13 protein-coding genes are annotated in these 18,810 nt (G+C 63.1%); 7 read left to right on the plus strand and 6 right to left on the minus strand.

The annotated features are described in order from the left end of the window. Positions 1 to 114: 114 nt before the first annotated feature. Entirely contained in the window at positions 115 to 1,263 is a 1,149-nt protein-coding gene (locus ACR9Y2_RS34675) for an MFS transporter (protein WP_435046489.1), read from the plus strand. A gap of 6 nt (positions 1,264 to 1,269) precedes the next feature. Beyond that, positions 1,270 to 2,367, plus strand: a complete 1,098-nt coding sequence (locus ACR9Y2_RS34680; RefSeq protein ID WP_435046490.1) for an ROK family protein — start codon at positions 1,270 to 1,272, stop codon at positions 2,365 to 2,367. Positions 2,368 to 2,374: 7 nt separating this feature from the next. Here the strand turns inward: ACR9Y2_RS34680 and ACR9Y2_RS34685 are convergent, their stop codons facing one another. After that, positions 2,375 to 3,610, minus strand: a complete 1,236-nt coding sequence (locus ACR9Y2_RS34685) for an oligogalacturonate lyase family protein (RefSeq protein ID WP_435046491.1) — start codon at positions 3,608 to 3,610, stop codon at positions 2,375 to 2,377. Positions 3,611 to 3,630: 20 nt separating this feature from the next. Beyond that, a complete protein-coding gene (locus ACR9Y2_RS34690; protein WP_435046492.1) occupies positions 3,631 to 5,187 on the minus strand; it encodes a TolB family protein in 1,557 nt (518 codons plus the stop codon). Positions 5,188 to 5,347: 160 nt separating this feature from the next. Here ACR9Y2_RS34690 and ACR9Y2_RS34695 point away from each other — a divergent pair, with 160 nt between their 5' ends. Next, entirely contained in the window at positions 5,348 to 6,409 is a 1,062-nt protein-coding gene (locus ACR9Y2_RS34695; RefSeq protein WP_435046493.1) for an alpha/beta hydrolase, read from the plus strand. Between the two features lie 98 nt (positions 6,410 to 6,507). Here the strand turns inward: ACR9Y2_RS34695 and ACR9Y2_RS34700 are convergent, their stop codons facing one another. Continuing rightward, positions 6,508 to 7,443, minus strand: a complete 936-nt coding sequence (locus ACR9Y2_RS34700) for a 3-keto-disaccharide hydrolase (RefSeq protein ID WP_435046494.1) — start codon at positions 7,441 to 7,443, stop codon at positions 6,508 to 6,510. Between the two features lie 150 nt (positions 7,444 to 7,593). Between ACR9Y2_RS34700 and ACR9Y2_RS34705 the strand changes: the two genes are divergently transcribed. From ACR9Y2_RS34705 to ACR9Y2_RS34715, 3 genes are all read left to right on the plus strand, one after another. Further along, the gene (locus tag ACR9Y2_RS34705) at positions 7,594 to 10,911 is read left to right on the plus strand and encodes a TonB-dependent receptor domain-containing protein (RefSeq protein WP_435046495.1); all 3,318 of its coding nucleotides are present in this window, start codon (positions 7,594 to 7,596) and stop codon (positions 10,909 to 10,911) included. 231 nt (positions 10,912 to 11,142) lie between these two features. Next, entirely contained in the window at positions 11,143 to 12,264 is a 1,122-nt protein-coding gene (locus tag ACR9Y2_RS34710; RefSeq protein ID WP_435046496.1) for a substrate-binding domain-containing protein, read from the plus strand. Positions 12,265 to 12,379: 115 nt separating this feature from the next. Beyond that, positions 12,380 to 12,970: a hypothetical protein gene (locus ACR9Y2_RS34715; protein WP_435046497.1), complete on the plus strand. Its 591-nt coding sequence runs from the start codon at positions 12,380 to 12,382 to the stop codon at positions 12,968 to 12,970. Between the two features lie 31 nt (positions 12,971 to 13,001). On the opposite strand, the gene ACR9Y2_RS34720 is transcribed toward ACR9Y2_RS34715, so the two are convergent. The 3 genes from ACR9Y2_RS34720 to ACR9Y2_RS34730 are packed head-to-tail and all read right to left on the minus strand — an operon-like array spanning position 13,002 to position 18,295. Then, positions 13,002 to 14,315 (minus strand): GYF domain-containing protein, encoded by a 1,314-nt coding sequence (locus ACR9Y2_RS34720; RefSeq protein ID WP_435046498.1) that lies wholly within the window; start codon positions 14,313 to 14,315, stop codon positions 13,002 to 13,004. 1 nt (position 14,316) lies between these two features. Next, positions 14,317 to 17,403: a hypothetical protein gene (locus tag ACR9Y2_RS34725; RefSeq protein ID WP_435046499.1), complete on the minus strand. Its 3,087-nt coding sequence runs from the start codon at positions 17,401 to 17,403 to the stop codon at positions 14,317 to 14,319. Positions 17,404 to 17,407: 4 nt separating this feature from the next. Beyond that, complete coding sequence (locus ACR9Y2_RS34730; RefSeq protein ID WP_435046500.1) at positions 17,408 to 18,295, minus strand: hypothetical protein; 888 nt, start codon at positions 18,293 to 18,295, stop codon at positions 17,408 to 17,410. 185 nt (positions 18,296 to 18,480) lie between these two features. Here ACR9Y2_RS34730 and ACR9Y2_RS34735 point away from each other — a divergent pair, with 185 nt between their 5' ends. Continuing rightward, positions 18,481 to 18,804: a hypothetical protein gene (locus ACR9Y2_RS34735; RefSeq protein ID WP_435046501.1), complete on the plus strand. Its 324-nt coding sequence runs from the start codon at positions 18,481 to 18,483 to the stop codon at positions 18,802 to 18,804. The last annotated feature ends 6 nt before the right edge of the window (positions 18,805 to 18,810 follow it).

Below are 18,810 nucleotides of genomic sequence, written 5' to 3' on the forward strand. Positions count from 1 at the left end.
ATAGCCTTGACGATATACTGACAGCTTCCGGGCTTTCAGATGAGCGGCTCCGGATTAGTGAGGACCGCGCGGGCTCCACAGGCGTCCGCCGGTCGAAGAAAAAGAGGAGTTCGCATGAGATTGCGTACGATGCCGGTGTTCCTGGCGTTTCTCGCCATGGGATTTGCCGACGCCGTGGGGCCCTTTGTCAGCCTCGCCAAGAATGAATTCCAGTTGAGCAACAGTGTGGCCTCACTGATTCCCTTCGTGGGATTCAGCATGTTCGGCCTGTTGTCGGTCCCCGTGGGCTTGCTCCAGGACAAGAAGGGTAAGAAGTTTGTCCTGATGATGGGCTTGCTGGTGGCGCTGATGGGCCTGCTGAATGCCAGCATCGGCCTGGGCTCGTTCGCCCAATTCCTGGTGACGGTGATGCTGGTGGGCGCCGGAGCGGCCATCCTGCAGGTGGCGGGCAATCCGATCATGCGCGATGTTTCCGAGGAAGGGAAATACGCACGGAATCTTTCGCTGGGCCAATTTATCAAAGCGATTGGATCGCTATCCGGCCCCATGATTCCGGTGATTGCGGCGAAATACTTCGGGGCCGACTGGAAGGTGATCTTCCTTGTCTACACGGGCGCACTGATCCTGACGATTTTGGCCATCGCTCCGATGAAGGTGCAGGAGCACAAGGCAGAGCACAAGGCGGCTACGCTTGCATCGTGCATGGCGCTGCTGAAGAACGGCTATGCGCTGGCCATGGTGGGGGCGATCTTTGTGTATGTGGGCGCCGAGGTGAGTGTCAGCGCGGGTATCCCGCTGTTCCTGAAGGAACGGTTTGGCCTCGAGATCGCAAAGGTGGGGCTGTTGGGCACGGGGCTGTTCTTCACCGCGTTGACGGTGGGCCGCTTCTCCGGTGGCGTAATCCTGAACTGGATGTCGCCGCGCAAGTTCTTCCTGGTCACCTGCGGCGTCTCGATTCTGGGCTTGCTCGGGCTGTTCGTGCCGGACCAGAATATTGCCGTGGCCAGTTTCTTCCTCACCGGGATTGGATTTGCGAATATCTTCCCGCTGGTGTTTGCGATTGCGGTCGAGTCGATGCCGAACCACGTGAATGAGCTATCGGGCCTGATGGTAACGGCGATTGTCGGCGCGGCGTTCGTCCCACCGTTGACCGGCCTGGTGGCCGACGGCAGCACCGTACAGCTGAGCTTCCTGGTTCCGCTGGCCTGCGTGTTGTATATCACCTGGACCGCGCTGATGAACCTGAAGACCGCAAAGGCGTAATTTCCCATGTCCAATCCTTCGAACGATAGCCGCGTTGTCATGACGCTGGATGCCGGCGGCACGAACTTTGTCTTCTCCGCCATGCGGGCGAATCAACCGGTGGTGGAGAGCTTCTCTCTGCCGTCGCGCGCCGATGATCTGGAACTCTCCCTGAATACCCTGGTGGAGGGCTTTAAGCGGGTGCAGGCGGCCGCGCCCGCACCACCCGTGGCCATCAGCTTCGCCTTTCCAGCGCCGGCCGACTATTTCAACGGCATTATTGTCGGACCCCGGAATCTGCCTGCGTACAAGAACGTGGCCCTGGGCCCGATGCTGGAAGACACTTTCAGCCTGCCTACCTTCATCAATAACGATGGCGACCTGTTTGCGTATGGCGAGGCCACCAGCGGCTTCCTGCCTTATGTCAACGGTCTGCTGGAACAGGCCGGCAGCCCCAAGCGGTTTCGCAACCTGCTGGGCGTCACGCTGGGTACGGGCTTCGGCGGGGGCATCGTCCGCGACGGTCAACTCTTCACTGGTGACAACTCCGTGGCCGGCGAGGTGTGGCTGCTGCGGCACAAGCTGGAGCGGGACACCAACGCCGAGGAAGGTGCGGCGATTCGCGCCGTGCGGAGGGTCTACGCGGAACGTTCCGGCATCGGCTTCGCGGAGGCTCCGGAGCCCAAAGTGATCTATGAGATTGCGGAAGGCACCGTCGAAGGCAATCGCGAAGCGGCACAGGCGGCCTTCCGGCGGATGGGCGAGGTGGCCGGGGATGCGATTTCAGAAGCGATCACTCTGATGGATGCGCTGGTTGTGGTGGGCGGCGGCATCGCCGGGGCGCACCGGCAGTTCCTGCCCGCGATTGTCGACGAGATGAACGGGACATACCTGTCGCCGCAGGGCGAGCGGTTCCGCCGGCTGATCCCGCGCGCTTTCAACCTGGAAGACGAGGCGCAGCGGGCAGAATTCCTGCGCGGAGAGACAAAGGAACTCAGTGTGCCTCACAGCAAGCGCACGGTGCGTTTCGACGGGCTGCAACGCACCGGCGTTGGCCTATCACGGCTGGGCACGAGCCAGGCGACCGCGATCGGCGCGTACTCGTTCGCGCTCAGCCGCCTGTAAACCGCTCTTACTTCTGTTGCGGAGCTGCCTTGGCGATCTCCACGGCGAAGGTGTAGGTGGGACCGAACATGTTCGACCGGAACACCACCCACTTCTCGTCGGGCGTGAAGCTGACGTTTGGTTCCAGCCGGTATTGGTGTTTCGACATGTTCACGAGCTTTTCTGCGCGCAAGACGCCCGGCTGGACGAACGACCTGTCGTCGGTGCCGCGATTCTCCAGCAGTTCCGCGCGGAAGAGATAGATCCATTGGCCGTCCGGCGCTTTGGCGACCTGGCCAGGATCGCCGCCATCGCCGCAGAAGAGTTTGCCGTCCCGTGTGACGTTGAAGTGGATGGACCACTCGTTGCGTTGCAGGTGATACCAGGTGCGGCGGCCGGTCTGCACTTCGAATCCGGCGAGCCAGAAGTCCTCGCCGCGCGGCGTCTGCAGATCGTACCAGATCACTTTGCCGTCGGGGCTCCAGAACTCGTGCCCGAAGATCTCCATGGCCATGGTGCGGGTATGGATCTTGGTGAGCTGCGTGCCGTCGGTGCGGATGGTCCAGATGCGGTCGACTTTGTGCCAGGGACCCTCGTGGCAGAACATCAGCAGCGAGGGGTCGGTGGGTGAAAACTCCAGATGGTTCAACCAATCGGTAGCGCGGTGGAGGACGCGGGTGGTGCCGTTACGCGTATCGATCAGGAACAGGGCCATGGGCAGGCGCGCCGCCAGCCGCTGCTCCATCATTTCGCCCTTATTCCTGGGCTGATCCAATTGCTGGGGCTGGGCGGGACGGTTGGGATTGTAGTCCGCGCCCTGGCCTTCAATGTAAGTGCCGGCGAGTAGGGTCTCATCCGCGTTCACGGTTGTGACCGACCCGCGCGGCGGGAGTTTGGCGATCTCAGTGGTCGCGCCGCTGTCGACATCGGTGGAGAAGACTGCCCCGTCTTTTGTGTAGTAGACCTTCTGCGATTTGCGGCCTGTGACGATGACGCGCACGCGGCCCTGCACAACGGCCTTGGCCGAACGGGTCGCGAGATCCAGGGCCGAGATGCCTTCCGGCGTCGTGTAGATCAGCTTCCTGCCATCGGCGGTATAGCCGTTCTGATTGAAGTACAGGCTGGCGCTATCCGGCTCGCCGGTCAACCGTACGACGCGATGCCCGGTGTCTTTATCGATCCAGTCGCGTGGCGGTTCCGAGGCAGCCGGAGGCTGGGCCGCCGCGCAGGCGGCCAGAAGCACGAGCGGTAGCAGGCGCGACATGACCAGGGTTGCCTTTCCTGCTACTGGGCGGGCGGTGCGATGGGCTCGTACTGCACGAAGGCGAAGCGCTTGGAGTCGGGCGACCAGGAGTTCACGTTGATGGTGCCCTGGCCGCCGAAGAACTCGAGCAGCTTGTCGAACTTCGCCGGTTTGAGTTTCTTGCCTGGCGCCTTCATGACGCGCAGGACGACGCCCTTCATGCGGTCGTTGTGTCCGGCGGTGCCTTTGGGGAAAGAGAAAACGAGCATCTTCTTACCGTCCGGCGAGAAGTGAGGGAACCAATCCTCGCCCTCATCTTTGGTGACCTGTTCGGCCTTAACATCGTCCGGGCCGCCGCCGTTGGCGGGAATCCGCCAAATGTCCCAATTGCCTGACCGGTTGGTATTGAAATAGATCCACTGCCCGTCGGGAGAGTACTCCGGACCGTCGTCATAGTTGCCCTTGGAGGTGAGCCGCTCCTCCGGTCCACCTTCGGCCGCTACGCGAAACAGTGCAAACTTGCCGTCGCGCTGGCCGGCAAAGACGAGCCATTTCGCGTCGGGCGACCAGCCATGGAAGTAGCTGGGCGATGCGGGTGTCAGCAACTTCGCGCCTGTTCCGTCGGATTGTGCCGTGTAGACCTGCGACTGGCGGGAAGCAGTGCTGGAAGCCGAGAAGGCCAGGAGTTTGCCGTCCTTGGAGAGGTCGTGATCGTTGTTGCAGCGGTAGCCGCCGGGGCCCAGTTCGATCTTCTCCAGCTTTGGTTCGCCCGTGACGCCCAGAGGCAACCGGTAGAGGTTGCCGCCCGTATTGACGAGCAGGAACTTGCCGTCGCGCGACCAGTTAGGCGCTTCCATGATGCCGTCCATCTGGTAGATGACTTCCGTGCTGCGCTTCTTGAGGTCATAGATGGTGACCTTGCTGCGGAAGGCGGGCGGTCGCGGCACCTGCTCGATGCGGACGTTGGAGAAGACCGCGGTTTCGAGGACATTCGCGTCATGGGAGCAGACGCCGAGGCCGACGTAGACGGGATCAGTCAGCGACAGGGTAACCGGGCCGCCAGGCGTCAGGTCAGCTCCTGGATTTCCGGCGGCGATGGTGAAGCGGTTGCCCCTGCGCTCGAGGCGGATGCGTACAGGGCCAGTGACCGTCGAGCGAGCCTCCTGAGTAGCGGCGCCCGCGGTGGGGCGGTATTGGAGAGAGGTGAGCCCGTCGCCATGCAAGGCCACGTCGGCGTAGGCGGAGCCAGCCGTGAGGTCCTGCCGGACCATGAGTACGGCCTTGCGGTGGGCCACCGCTCCAGTGCCGATGAAACGGACATCGGCGGTCATGTTGAAGTCGCCCGGCATGCGCTTCCAGGCGAACTGGAAGGCGTCTTCAACGGCCCAGATATTGGCGCCGCCGCCGGTGATGCGGTACTCCCCGCTGGCGGAGTCGAAGACGGCGCTGCCCTTCACTGGGGTGATACCGATATCGGCGCTCGACTCGAGTTGGCCCAGAGGAGAGGCGGCGGGTTGCGCGTGGGCGAATCCGGCGGCCAGAAATGTGGCGGCCAGTGCGGCGACGCCGGAATGGAAACGGTTCATCCTGATTTGCATAGCTGGGCTCCTGGTGCCGGCTCGCTCGCCCCAGGCGATCCGCCGGTCGTGGGACGCCCCGAACTTATCATGGATCGGGTCTCTTCTGCCAGCTTGCGATTGCGATGCATGCTGCATAGCATGGATAGCGGTTGCCGGAATCCCGGTGCAAGGAGGAGCTATGAGAGTCACTGTCCTGAAATGCGCCCTGCTGGCGCCGGTCGCGGCCAGCCTGCTGTTCGGCCAGGTGGAGAGTGCGCCGCTGAAGGGATCGGTTCAACGGATCAAGGTCCATGGCGTTGGCCTGGAGAAGAACCTGGAGGGTGATTCGCCCGATCGCGATGTCTCCATCTATCTGCCTCCGAGTTACAAGAAGGAGACGAAGCGCCGATATCCGGTGCTGTATCTGCTGCACGGCTTCACGGACAGTGATGAGCTCTGGTTCGGTTTCAAGAAGCATTGGATTTCCGTGCCGCCCATCGTCGACAAGGCCATGGCCGCGGGTGAGGCGAAGGAAATGATCATCGTGATGCCCAACGCCTTCACGGCGTATCAGGGCAGCATGTACTCCAGCTCTGTCACAACAGGCGATTGGGAAGGGTATGTGGCGCGCGAACTCGTCGCTTATATCGACCAGCACTACCGCACGATGCCGCGCGCGGAAAGCCGCGGACTGGCCGGACATTCCATGGGCGGTTATGGTGCGATGCGGATCGGCATGAAAAACCCGGAAGTATTCTCGAGCATCTATCTGCTCAGCCCGTGCTGCATGAGTACGCGTTTCAGCAGCAGGACGCAGCCTGGACCAGTTCCGGCGGAATCAGTGAAAAGCGCGGCCGATGTGGAGAAGGCCGATTTTGGAACTAAGGCTATGCTGGCATCGGCGGCTGCCTGGTCGCCCAATCCCGCCAATCCGCCGCTGTTCCTGGATCTGCCTTCGAAAGGTGGAGAGCCACAACCGGAGGTGTTGGCGCGGTGGGCGGCGAACGCTCCGCTGTCCATGCTGGACCAGTACATCCCGAACATCCGGAAACTGCATGCCATTGCGTTTGACGCGGGCGATGAAGATCGTATGATCGCCGGCACCAACGTGGTGCTGGATCGCATGTTGACGGCCTACGGGGTGACGCATACCTATGAGTTGTACAAGGGAAACCACATCAACCACATCGCCGAGCGGATCGACAAAAAGGTGCTGCCGTTCTTCTCGTCGAACCTTGTGTTTGCCGGGACGAAGCGGTGAGCGGTGTGGTAGTTGAGGTGGAATCGCAGCTTGGTGCGTAATCAGGCGGGGTAAGCGGGCGGCTCCGCAAGTGGGGCCGCCCGCGGTGGACAAGTCGACTAACGGCTGGGCACGGCAACAGTAATGTTGCGGAACTTCAGGCCGCCGGTGTGATCGCCCTGAATGTAGAACGGCCCGGGTTCGCCCTCATTCGCGTCAAGCGCGCCGCCGGTGATTCCCTCAATCTCCTGATGATCGATGGTGGTGACTCCATTGCGAACGATGGTCACTGTGCGCCCGACAAGGGTTACATCGAACGTATCCCAGGCACCGGGTGTGCGAGGCAGTTCCGTCTTGGGGGCAATGCGGCCGTAGATGGAGCCGATGCGGCGTTCCACGGGATTCGCACTTAGCGGTTCGGATTCGATCTGGACTTCATAGCGGCCGCGGAGATAGAAGCCGCTGTTGGCGTGATCGGGGCAATTGACCTCGAAGTGCAGCTTCAGGTCGTCGAACTTGCGCACTGACTTCAGGTTGGCGCCATGGGCTTCGTTGACCAGCAGGCCATCCTTGACGGTCCAGTGGCTGGCCGACGGATCGCCCATCGGCTCCCAGCCGTCGAGGCTCTTGCCGTTGAAGAGCGGCTCGGGCTTGCTCCAGTTCTTGGGTTCGGCGCGTTTCAACTCCGGCGCACGCACGCCGGCCAGCGGGGTGCTGGCGTCGCCACGTTTCTGCACGCCCGTCAGTTTGTCGCCGGCGGCATCGAGTTCCCACAGGACGGCGGGCCGATTGGCCGCGGCGGCTGAGATTGTGGCGCTCAGGTGGGCGCCCTCCGCCTTGAACTCCTTCACCTGATAGACGTTTCCGCCGGTGGGTTGATACCAGACGTCCAGCTTGCCATCCTTCTCGGTTACGCCCAGCCAGGCGGCACGTGAACCACCCGGGGTGGTCATATTGAAATCCCAACGGCCCACCAGGGGGCTCTTGCCTTTCTGGCCGAATGCGGGCACTAGAAGGGACGCGAAGAGGGCAAATCCAGCGGCGATCTTATACATGGTCGAAGTGTATTACAAAGCGGGCCGAGGCGGCCCGGGATTGCCCGGAAGATGTGCACGGCCGCAGGGGTGGGCGCCGATAGTGGATTGTAATGTTAATATTACTATGTCGTGTATAACTGTCATCGGAAGAAGTCCTCTCTCCTTCGCTTGCTGGCAGCTCTCACAGCGCTCTCGTTCGGTCCTCTCGCGGGTCAGTCCACGAAGGCCGAACTCTTCGGCGTGGTGTCCGATCCCGGTCATCTGCCTGTATCCCTGGCCATTGTGCAATTGACAAACACCGGCACGAACCTGGTGTCTTCGGTGACGACCCGGACGGATGGCAGCTACCAGTTCCTGGCCCTGCCGGCGGGCGCCTATCAGGTCTCGGTGCAGAAACCGGGCTTTGCTCCGCTGCAACGGGATGGAATCACCTTGCGGGTGGGCGACCGGCTGGAGGTGCCGCTGACGTTGAAGGTGGGCGACGCGACCCAGGTTGTGGAGGTGACGGCGGCGGCTCCTTTGCTGCAGGCCAGCCGGGGCACGGTGAGTTATGTCGTGGAGCAGCGCAAGGTCGTGACGCTGCCCTTGGATGGGCGCAACTTTGTCCCGTTGATCGCGCTCTCGCCCGGAGTCAGCCTGCCGCCTGGCAACCTGCTGCCGCGGGTGAACGGCAGCCGGCCGCGGGTGAGTGAGTACATCTACGACGGTGTGAGCGTGCTGCAGCCGGAACCCGGGCAGGTGGCATTCTATCCCGTCATCGACGCGATTGACGAGTTTCGGGTGGAAGCGAACAGCTATTCAGCAGAGTACGGCCGGTCGAACGGTGGTGTGATCATGGTGAACCAGAAAGCCGGCACCAACGATCTGCACGGCACACTCTTCGAGTTCTTCCGCAATGAGAAGCTGAACGCCCGGAACCTGTTTGCCACCACGGGCGGCAAGCCGTTGTTTCGGCGCAACCAGTATGGATTCGTGCTGGGCGGCCCCATCCAGAAGGACAAGACGTTCTTCTTCCTCGACTGGCAGGGTACGCGGCTGAATACAGGTGTGGTGCGTACGAGTACGGTGCCCACCACGGCCCAAAAGAGTGGCGTCTTCACGAATGCGATCTTCGATCCGTTGACCACCCGCCGCACGGAGGCCGGTTACGCTCGCGATGCATTTGCCGCGAACACCGTGCCCGCCAGCCGGTTCGACCGTGCAACATTGGCGGTGCTGGGCCGCTATCCCGCGCCGAATGTCTTCACCGCGGCGGGTGGTGAAGCCTCTGCAAACAACTACCGGCGGCTGGGCAACGACACCACGGCGGCCGACCAGTTTGACGCGCGCCTGGACCGGTATCTGGGCGCCCGCCACCGGTTGTTTGGCCGCTATTCCTACTTGCGGGACGACAGCCGTCCCACCACACCACTGCCGGACGGCAGCGGCAATCTCACCAGCGGCGTGATCGGCAACACGCTCACGCGGGCTGACAGCATCGCCGCGGAGCACACCTGGAGCCTCTCGGCGCTGTCGGTGAATCAGGCGCGTTTCGGCTACACCCGCCGCAAGTTCGACCGGGATGCGCTGCGCACCGGGCAGCCGGTCGCGCAGACGACGCTGATCCCCAACATCCCGGTGACTTCATTTCCTGATGTCCTGCCCACCTACGATGTGGTGGGCCTGCAGCAACTGGGTGCGCCGGCCAGCGGCAATGCTGCCTTCACGACATCCGTGACGCAGTTCATCGACAACTTCTCCTGGGTCCGCGGAGGACACAGCCTGAAGGCGGGCACCGACATCCGGCACGAAACGCTGGATGTGCTGCAGCCGCCGAGCCCGACCGGCAACTTCCAGTTCACCAACATCTTCACCAGCGGACTCACGGCCGCCGGCACGGCGCAGGCCGGCACCGGCAACAGCGTAGCGTCGTTTCTGGTAGGCCAGGTGGGCCGGTTCAGCATCGACGCGCAACCTCAATTGATCCAGCCTCGAGCCAACATCGCCGAGTTCTTCCTGCAGGACGACTGGCGCGCCAGCCGACGGCTGAATGTGAATCTCGGGGTGCGCTATACGCTGAACTTCCCATCAACCGTCGTGGACGACCAAGGCGCTGTGTTCAACCTGGCCACGCAGAAGCTGGACTACCTGGGGCAGAACGGGTTTCCACGCGCCGCCCGCAATCTGGAGAAGAAGAACTTCGCGCCAAGGGCCGGGTTGGCCTACAGGGTCAACGATACGCTCGTGGTTCGCTCAGGGTATGGCATGACCTGGATCGAGCAGGCGGGCATTACAACCCCATTCACAACACCGCTCTTCCCCTTCATCCAGACGCTGGGGCAGCAGTCGCTGGACAACATCAATCCGGCCTTTGTGCTGTCGTCCGGTCCCACGGTGGGGCTGCAGAGTCCGTCGCCCGATTCCGGCCTGGGGCAGGGCGTCTTCGGCGTCCAGAAGAACAATGGCAGCGGCTATGCCCAGCAGTGGAATTTTACGCTGCAGAAGACCTGGGGTGAGGACTGGAGCGTGGAAGCCGGCTACCTGGGCTCCAAACTAACTCGCCTGGGCGTGCCCGACGTCAATCTGAACCAGCTCGCGGTGGAGCAGTTGGCACTGGGCTCGCAGCTCACGCAGCAGGTGGCGAATCCGTATTTCGGACAGATCCCGGCGAACACCTCGCTGGGGACCCAGACGATTGCGCGCGGGCAGTTGCTGCGGCCCTATCCGCGATTCACTACGGTCACTTTGTACCGCAACAATACGGGCCACTCAACCTATCACTCGTTCCAGGCGCGGGTGGAGAAACGGTTTTCGAAGGGACTGACTTTCACCGCGGCGTATACGTTCTCCCGGTTGATCGACGATGCGGGCGCGGTGTTCGATTCCGCGGTGCTCACCGGACCAGTCGCGAACTTCCAGGCGGCCGACAGCTACAACAAGCGACTGGAGAAGGATGTCTCGACGGGCAATATCCCGAACATCTTCTCCAGCGGGTTCGTCTACCAGGTGCCGGTGGGCCGCGGCCGTGCAAAAGCGTTGGAGGGCTGGAAGGACGCACTGGCGGGCGGTTGGCAGGTGGGCGGAATCGTGCGTGCGCAATCCGGCAGCCCTATTGCGATAACGCAGGCCACCAACTTCAATGCTTTCGCCGGATTCGGCATCCAGCGGCCCAATCGCGTCGCGGACCCGGCCCTGCCCGTGGATCAACGCAGCACCGGCCGCTGGTTCAACACCGCGGCCTTCATCCAGGCGCCGCAGTTCACCATTGGTAGCAGTTCCCGCAATCCCGTCAGCGGACCCGGCTACCGAACGGTCGACCTGATGGTGGGTAAGACATTTCCGATCACGGAGCGCGTGCGGACTGAATTCCGCGCGGAAGCGTTCAATGTGACGAACACTCCGCCGCTGGGCAACCCGAACGGCAGCTTCGGCAGCGCGGCCTTCGGGACGATCACAACGGCCCTGGATCCGCGTGTTTTCGAACTGGTTCTGAAGCTTCAATTTTGAGGTGAATTATGCCCTCTCGCCGGGCGTGCCTGATACTGCTGCTGGCCTTGGCTGCTGGCCGATACGGCGGATGGCAAGCCTTTGGGCGAGGGACAAGGCCCTTTCGGGTTGGTGGCGCCGGGGGATAAACGAGGCGCTCGCGGAGTTCGCATGTTAACCGGGCTCCAGTTGGCTCTCCTCAGAAAGTGACCGGCCGGCCGAAGAGCGTCACAATGAGAAGGCAGGAATTGCATGCCGACTTCGATCCGCAATTATCTTGGTGCTGTCCGCCGGGCGCGTGGCGTCAGCGCGGCCGAACTGGCGCGGCGGGTGGGCGTCAGCAGGCAGACGATTCACGCGATTGAGGCCGGTTCGTACATTCCCAATACGGAAGTCACGCTGAAGCTCAGCCGCGAACTGGAAGTCCAGGTGGCCGAGTTGTTCGCGCTGGAGCCGGAGACTTCTGCCGCTCCGGATGCCATCGATTCGGAGGTGCTGAGCGCGGTCCCGGCCCAGAAGGGCCAGGCTGTGCGGATCTGCCGCGTAGGGGAGCACCTGGTGAGCATTCCGGTCCAGTCCGCGCCTTACTATCTACCCGAGGCGGATGGTGTCATCGCTCGCGTTGGGCGGTCGGCCGGACGAGCGGAACTGGCCGTGTTTGCCCCGGAAGACCCGCAGCAGAAGAAGATTACGCTGGCGGGGTGCGATCCGGCGATCGGCCTGGTCTCCAGCATGGTGGAGAAGCTGAGTGGGGTGGAACTGGTCTCCGCGGCCGCCTCCAGCCGGCTGGCGCTCAACTGGCTGAAGGAAGGCAAGATCCACATCGCGGGTTCGCACCTGGAGGATCCCGCGACAGGCGAATTCAATCTGCCGTATCTGCGGCTGGTGTTTCCCGATGACGATCTGGCCGTTGTCACCTTCGCCCGCTGGGAAGAGGGTTTTGTCATTGCAGCCGGCAATCCGTTGGGGATCCGCTCGGCCGGCGATCTGGCCGGAGCCCCGGTGCGGTTTGTGAATCGGGAACAGGGCTCAGGGAGCCGCGGGCTGCTCGACCGGTTGCTGGCCGAGGCCGGCGTACCCGCGCGAAGGGTGACAGGCTACGATCGTGTTGCCTGCGGGCATCTGGCGGCCGCCTATGCCGTCCTGGCCGGCGAGGCAGATTGCTGCCTGGCGACACGTTCTGCGGCGCAGGCATTCGGGCTAGACTTCGTGCCCCTGCGCAGCGAGCGCTACGATTTCGTCATGCGGCGGCAGACCCTGGAGATGCCCGCGGTGCAGAGCCTGCTGGATGTGCTGCAGAGAGCGGCACTGCGGCGCAAGCTGGAGACACTGGCGGGCTACGATACGGCGCAGACAGGATCGGTGCAGGCCTGAGAGCCAGCGATTGCTGCCGGCCGAGGTCACTGTGTCTCTCGGAGCGCTCGGAGGTCCATTGAAGTCTTTCAGGTTTGAAACTATGATTTGAATGACTCATCCTCGAAGGGATCTTATGCGCCATCCAATTCTGATTGCTCTTCTCCTGGTTCCGGGATCCGCCCTATTTGTTGCGCCCGCCCAGACTATTAAGAACGACACGGAGTTCCGCGTGAAGCTCACGGCGCCGCTCAGCACGGAGACGAACAAGAAGGGCGACAAGATCACCGCCATGATCCTGCAGCCGCCGGAATTCGCGAACGCCATGATGGAAGGTGAGGTGAAGGAGTCGAAGAGCGGCGGAAAGGTCAACGGCAAGTCGATCCTGAGCTTCACGTTTCAAACCATCAACAGCGGCGGCAAGGTGATCCCGGTCAACTCCGACGTGAAATCCTGCTTCAACTCCAAAGGCCAGGCGAACGTGGATGAAGAAGGCCGCATCATTGAGAAGAAGAGCAACGTCGGCAAGCTGGCCGCGGTTACCGGGGCTGGCGCCCTGATCGGCGCGCTGGCGGGTGGAGCCAAAGGTGCTGCTATTGGAGCCGGAGCAGGCGCGGCGGCGGCCCTCGTCCTGATCCAGGTGGGCGCCAAGGGAGCCAACGTCACTTTCGCCTCGGGCAGTGAGATTGTGCTCTCAGTCCGTGAGCGGCGTGAGGCAGCCAAGTAGGCCGCCCCAACCGCAATTCCACATAAGCGCGCTAAGCCTGGGGCTGGCCGCAATTCGCGCAGAAGCGCTGGCCCGGAACGCGCACCGTGCCGCACCGCGAACAGAGCTGCACCGTCTCCGCCGGCGTCAAACCGGCTTCGCTCGCGGTCATCCAATTGGGCAGATCCTGGTTCCACACCAGTGTTTCGGGTGGAAGGGAAGGCAGCATTCTGAGCAGTGTCGCCTCGTCGATGGGTCCACGGCTCTGGCCGGCATGGATGACATGCCAGGCTTTCGGCGGCAGCGGAGGAGGCGGCGCGGACGCCGCGAGTGGCTCGGGTGCGGCGGCCGGAGGCGGCGCCGGTACGCTGGGTGGCGGCGGTGCGGGCGGACGCAGGGCAAAGTGCAGGGTCGCTGCCAGTTCATCCTGGTCGAGCGCCGCGATTGCGCCGGCCTGCCCAGCCATGGCGAATAGCAACAAGTGATAGGTGCTGCGTATCAGCAGCACAATGTCGCGACCGAGTTGGCCATCGGCCTGCGGTTCCGTGACGCCGAGGGCCACCTTGCTGACATCGTGCAGCACGCCGTCGGAGAGAACCTTGCCGCCCGTGGTGAGTTCGTAGCGAGGACTGCGGCTTTCCGCCGCGGTCTCCACCCATCCGGCGCGCATCAGTTCCCCCAGCGCCGAGGCCACCTCGTGGTCCGTAAGGGACGTGACGAGTTGGCCGGGAATCAGCTTCTCGACGAAGAGGAGCGGCCAGCGGAAGTCTTCACTCGCGGAGTCGCGCAGGCGCTCCAGAATCTCATCGCGAGAAAAGGTCGAGCCAGGTGCGCTGTGGGTCAGCATGCCGTGCAGACGGGCCGCCCGCATCTGATCGAGGACCGCGAGAAACACAACCACCGCGGGTGTCGAAAGCTTGCAGCCGATCTCGTCGTTGCTGAGCCCGCTGCCGGCCGCGAGCATTTTGCTGATGGAGGTTTGGACGCTGGCCTGGGTCCAGAAGGTAATGCGTCGCGGGTCGACTGTTCCCCCCAACGCGACAATCGAGTCTTCCACGCTGGTGGACCAGGCGAGGGCCGCACGGCTGACGGTCTCGTCCGCCATGGTGTGATGCCAGTGGGCCATCTTCGCCGGGGCACGCAGGATGGCTGCAGCCACAGCCAGACGCACTTGGAGTTCCGGGCTCAAAGCCTGAAAGGCCGCGGCCACTTCAGTTGTGCGCTGGCCGCCCGTCCCGGGAGGAATGAGCGACATTGCATTCGCGCGGGCGCCCAGCGAATCGGCCAGCTCTGCCAGATCGTCGAGTGCGATGAGGAAGTCTTCTTCCTCTACGAGCACCAGGGGTGTTGTGATTGCAGTGTTCATCTTATTTCCCTCCTATGGCCCCGTGGTACTGGGTCACATTAGTCCGCACCGCATCTCCGAAGCTCTGTTCGGTGAAGCCGTTCTTCTCGAGCACTTTCAGGGCCTGGCTGGGATTCCGGTTGATCTGATTCGAGATCTCGACGAGCTTGGGATCCAGGCCCGGGGGCGACTTGGGCAGACCCGCCGACTGCAGTTGCCCGGCCTGCACCGGATTGCCCGACATGTTGTTGATGCGCCCGGCCAGATCCTGCTCACGGCCCATCGCTTTCGCCAGCGATTTGACATCGGTATGCTCGGTGACTGACTTCACCTGCTGCGCACTGAAGTCCTTAAACTCGCTGGCGGCGAACTTGGTCGGATCCGCGGGCAGTTGTCCGGTGACAGCCAGTTGGTTCATGCCATGCTGGTCTACCACGGCCTGCCCGGAAATGTTGTGTGAACTGACCGACCCGTCGCTGCACGACTCAAACATCTTGCCTTTGCCTTGCACCGCCATGCGGCTGCCGGTGAACCCAGGCGGATAGGCATCGCCTGGTCCGGAGCCTTTGCCGATGCCGTTATACGTCTTGTAGTCGATGTCATTGATGCCGCGGCTGAACCCGTCGGCGCGCAGGTTGCGGTCCACGTTTTCGGTGAGGTGCTGGCCGAATTTCGCCTGCAACTCGTTGTTGGCCTCTTCCATGCTCATCGTGCGGCCCAGGTCACGGCTGCGCTGTTCGGCGTAGCCGGCCAGATCCGCCTTGTCGAAGTTGGTCGAATGCGTCGCATCAAAGTCGGTCCGAGCCTTGGGATTCCCACCCGGCTTGGCGCTCGATCCGGAATCGCCTATGACGCTGCTCTTCACCTTCACGCCCGTCTCGGCTTCGAATGAGCGCATGCTGTCGCGGACGCCATTGTCGATATTCTGGCCGACGCGATTTGCCAGCCGGGCATTCAGCAGCTTCGCTTCCTCCGCACTCAGTGCGCCAGCCTTCTGGAGGTTGGCCAAGCGGTCCATGCCGCCCTGGCTATAGAGCTTGGCGATGTCCGCTGGATCGCTGGAAGCCAGCACCCGGCTGACGGCCGACCGGGTCGGCTGAAGGGTTTCGGGCACCGTGGTGAACAGGTTCGACATGCGATTACTGAGTGACTTGCTGCCCGCCTGCACGGCCTGGTCAGCGGTTTGCACCGCCTTGCCCACAGGCTCCAGCATTTCGCCCACGCCCCGTGCGACATTCGGGAACGCCTTGGGGAAGTAGTGCATCATCGCGCCGCCCAATACGGTGGGGCCCGCCTCGATCACGCCCGTCTTGAAACCAGCCTTGAAGATCTCGGCGTCCGAGGCGCCGCGCATGGCGGCATCGTGCTGCGCGTAGCCCATATTGGCTGCCGTGTAGGCCGCTTCCGACCACCCGGCCGTGGCGACGCCTGCCGTCAGCCGGCCCAGCAGTGAGGCCGCTGTGCCGGCCAGGGTCGAGTTGCCCTGCGCGTCTTTTCCCGTGATAATTTCGCGCAAGGAGCCGGATGCCGCTTCCGACATCGTATCCAGGAAGCCGGGTTGGTTCCGCAATGACGATTCCGGGGCCACGGCTCCGCTGATCGAGTCACCGGTATACTTTCGCGTTGCCTGGATAGCGTTCCAGTCGATGGGTTTGCCGGCGTAGATGTCCTTGATCAGTTGGTCGGTCTTGCCGACGACGTCACCCGGACCACCCGGATTCCACAGATCGTGCTTCAACGCGGCCTGCTGGATGCGGCTCAGGTAGGCAGCCGCCTCTGCCTGCTGCTTGCGTTGGGCCACCTGCTGGTCCATCTCCTTGCTGAACCAGTCTTCCCGGCGCCGCATCTTCTCGTTTTCGGCGTCCATGAACTGGCGGTTTTTCACCAGATCCTGTTGCCAGCGATCGAATTCATTGGGGTCGAAGAAAGTCCCACTGGCCGCATTCCTCCACTGGCCGGCCTGCGGATCGTAGACGATCTCGTAGTCGCGGCCATCGAGCCCCTTCAGCACGCGCGTGTTGCGCGCCTGATCCGTGGCTGCCGCAATCGCCTGGGCCTGCGCATCGTTGGCCACGGCCTGCTGTTTCAGGTAGTCCATGTAGTCCTGATACTGCTGGCGAAGCCGCTCGTAGTTGGGGTCCGTCTTGTCCGCGGTCGCGTCCTGCTCGTCCCACTGTTTCTTCAGGCGATCGTATTCATCCAGGGCCTTGTCGCGAGCCGAGGTCGCCGCGTCGTGTTGGGCACCGTAAGCACCGGGCGGTGGCCCCTGCGTGGGCGGAATCAGTGCGGGGATGGTGCCTCCGACCGCTGAGCCGGCACCCCCGATGTTGGCGCGCCCCTGCAAGTGGGTGCCGATCTCCAACTGGTGACAGGAGACATCCGGATTCGGGCGCCACATGAACGCAGGCATCTCAGTGACCGGAGCCACCTGGTGCATGATCAGCCAGCCGCCCGCGTATCCGCCGACAGCGGCGGCCAGCAGTTCGGCCGCTGGATAGGTTGCCTCTCCCAGCGGCACCGCGCCATCGGCGGCGGAGGCTGAGCGATTGAAAAAGAGTTTCTTGATGAGCCCGCGGACGGCGGCGCGAAAGCAGCGCGACAGCATTCCGGGGCACACGCCCATCAGCATCAGCGACGAATAGGCCACCACATAGCCGCCCATGGCGCCCCAGTAGTTCGGGTCGCCCCATCCGCGCGCCCCGTACATGTCGGGCAGAACGAACTTCTGCAGCAGGTCCGCCGCCCCGTAAACCCCGCCGCACACCAGGCCGAGAAATGGATTGAAGCCTGAGATGATGCCCATCAGCGGATAGACGATGGCGTCGGTGCCGATATGGCCCAAGGGCGTGGTTTGAATGCCCCGCCAGGCCAGGAATACCATGGAGAACGCCAGCAGGACGGGATGGCGCTTGGTGAGCGATTCGATCTCCAATAGCCATTCCAGCTTGTGCAGTGCTGGAAACGCGTTCAAGGTTCCGCGCGCCAGTTTCACCACGGGCGCACAGATGAGAGTCGACATCCCCAGCACCGGCTTCCAGAAGGACTGCGCCTCCAGCCATCGCAATAGGTCCGCCTGCTTCTTCGCGATCGTCTTCAGGAACTCGCGCATTCGACTACCACCTCCGCCGGCGCCGCAGTTCTGCCGCTGCCAGCACCTCGTCGAGGCGGTGGATGTGGCAACTGGGACAGCCCTCCACCTCCTCGCCCTTGGCACGCATCAACCAATCGGTCCGCACGGCCCAGTCCCGCGCGTAAGGCAACGGATCCCTACCGCCGACGCTCCGCGCGTCCAGTTCTGCCAACCTCGCGCCGCCTGCCGTCAATACCGCGTGGGCGCCGGAGGCATTGACTTCAATGGGGGGCGGCGTGATCTGGGCGTAGAGCACGTTGAGGGCACACGCCGCGGCGTGTGCCTCCTGCTCACTGGCCAGCGCCAGCACAGGCTGTTTCTTGAAGAGCACAACGGCGGAGCCCTCGCCCGCCTGGGAAGAAAACGGTGGCGATTTCACCTTAACCAGCGATGCGCCCCCCTGGGCGGCGGCAATCGCCAGCACGCAGACTGCAATCGCTGCCGCCCGGGCACGCCACGCCGAGTGGGGCTGACGACAGCGCTCACAGCGCTGCAGGCTGCGCGCATCGACATCCTCTACACACCGCGCCACCGACATGATGCAGCCCGCCGTCTGGCAGTGCTTCAACCCGTCCAGGTGCCCCCGCTCGTGCTCAATCACATTCATGAGCCGCGCCGCCAGTTGCTGCTCTCCGCTCCCACCCAGCCGGAAGGTGGAGACGACGGCCGTGCCACGGCGCCGGTCCGCATAGCCGAAGGCCGATGCACAGCCGCGCAGCTTCAGATCGAGTGGCGTCAGCAGGACAAGATGTTCGCCTTCGAGACGGTGTTGTCCGGCCAACAGTTTCGACACGCACAGCCGCTGATCCACGTGATTGGTAACAGCTCTCGACTCATCCTCAGAGAGGGTCCTGATTCGCAGGTGCGGCACGCTGCACGCATCATATACGAGAAAGAGATCTGAATCTATCTGTAGAGATATACTGTTTGCGCCCCTTCCCTTGGTAGGCCGTGCTCGAGCAGTTGGAGGGGGTGAGTTGGGACCCCGGAGTAGCCTGACGCAGTGCCATCGCCGGGCCCAGCTAAGGGCGGCCTCGCGGGACAAGGAGAACACGGATGGGAGAAAAGATCGTTCAAGTGCTGCTGGGCCTGTTGGCCGCCGGAGTGCTTTCGGCCATCATCATGCTGGTCCAGAAGCGGAAGAATCGCGATGCCTGGTCAGGCACGGTAAGCGCCATTGAGCGGCGTTCCGCCGATTACGGCGACAGCAATACGCATGAGTTCTACCTGGTGCGTTACATCCGGGACGACGGCGAGATCCTGTCCTTCGAGTGCGAAGCCACTTCCTACCCCTTTTGGTACAAGGGCATGCAACCGGGTGACCGCCTGGTCAAACCGGCTGGAGCCGGCATGCCGCAGCGCGTCCCACCAATCGGATAGTGCGTC

Origin of the sequence: Paludibaculum fermentans, assembly GCF_051172195.1 — a bacterium.
Taxonomy (GTDB): Bacteria; Acidobacteriota; Terriglobia; order Bryobacterales; family Bryobacteraceae; genus Paludibaculum; species Paludibaculum fermentans_A.

Coding starts and splice junctions, on each gene's coding strand:
- ACR9Y2_RS34675 (WP_435046489.1), top strand. CDS start 115: ATGAGATTGCGTACGATGCCGGTGTTCCTGGCGTTTCTCGCCATGGGA.
- ACR9Y2_RS34680 (WP_435046490.1), top strand. CDS start 1,270: ATGTCCAATCCTTCGAACGATAGCCGCGTTGTCATGACGCTGGATGCC.
- ACR9Y2_RS34685 (WP_435046491.1), bottom strand. CDS start 3,610: ATGTCGCGCCTGCTACCGCTCGTGCTTCTGGCCGCCTGCGCGGCGGCC.
- ACR9Y2_RS34690 (WP_435046492.1), bottom strand. CDS start 5,187: ATGCAAATCAGGATGAACCGTTTCCATTCCGGCGTCGCCGCACTGGCC.
- ACR9Y2_RS34695 (WP_435046493.1), top strand. CDS start 5,348: ATGAGAGTCACTGTCCTGAAATGCGCCCTGCTGGCGCCGGTCGCGGCC.
- ACR9Y2_RS34700 (WP_435046494.1), bottom strand. CDS start 7,443: ATGTATAAGATCGCCGCTGGATTTGCCCTCTTCGCGTCCCTTCTAGTG.
- ACR9Y2_RS34710 (WP_435046496.1), top strand. CDS start 11,143: ATGCCGACTTCGATCCGCAATTATCTTGGTGCTGTCCGCCGGGCGCGT.
- ACR9Y2_RS34715 (WP_435046497.1), top strand. CDS start 12,380: ATGCGCCATCCAATTCTGATTGCTCTTCTCCTGGTTCCGGGATCCGCC.
- ACR9Y2_RS34720 (WP_435046498.1), bottom strand. CDS start 14,315: ATGAACACTGCAATCACAACACCCCTGGTGCTCGTAGAGGAAGAAGAC.
- ACR9Y2_RS34725 (WP_435046499.1), bottom strand. CDS start 17,403: ATGCGCGAGTTCCTGAAGACGATCGCGAAGAAGCAGGCGGACCTATTG.
- ACR9Y2_RS34735 (WP_435046501.1), top strand. CDS start 18,481: ATGGGAGAAAAGATCGTTCAAGTGCTGCTGGGCCTGTTGGCCGCCGGA.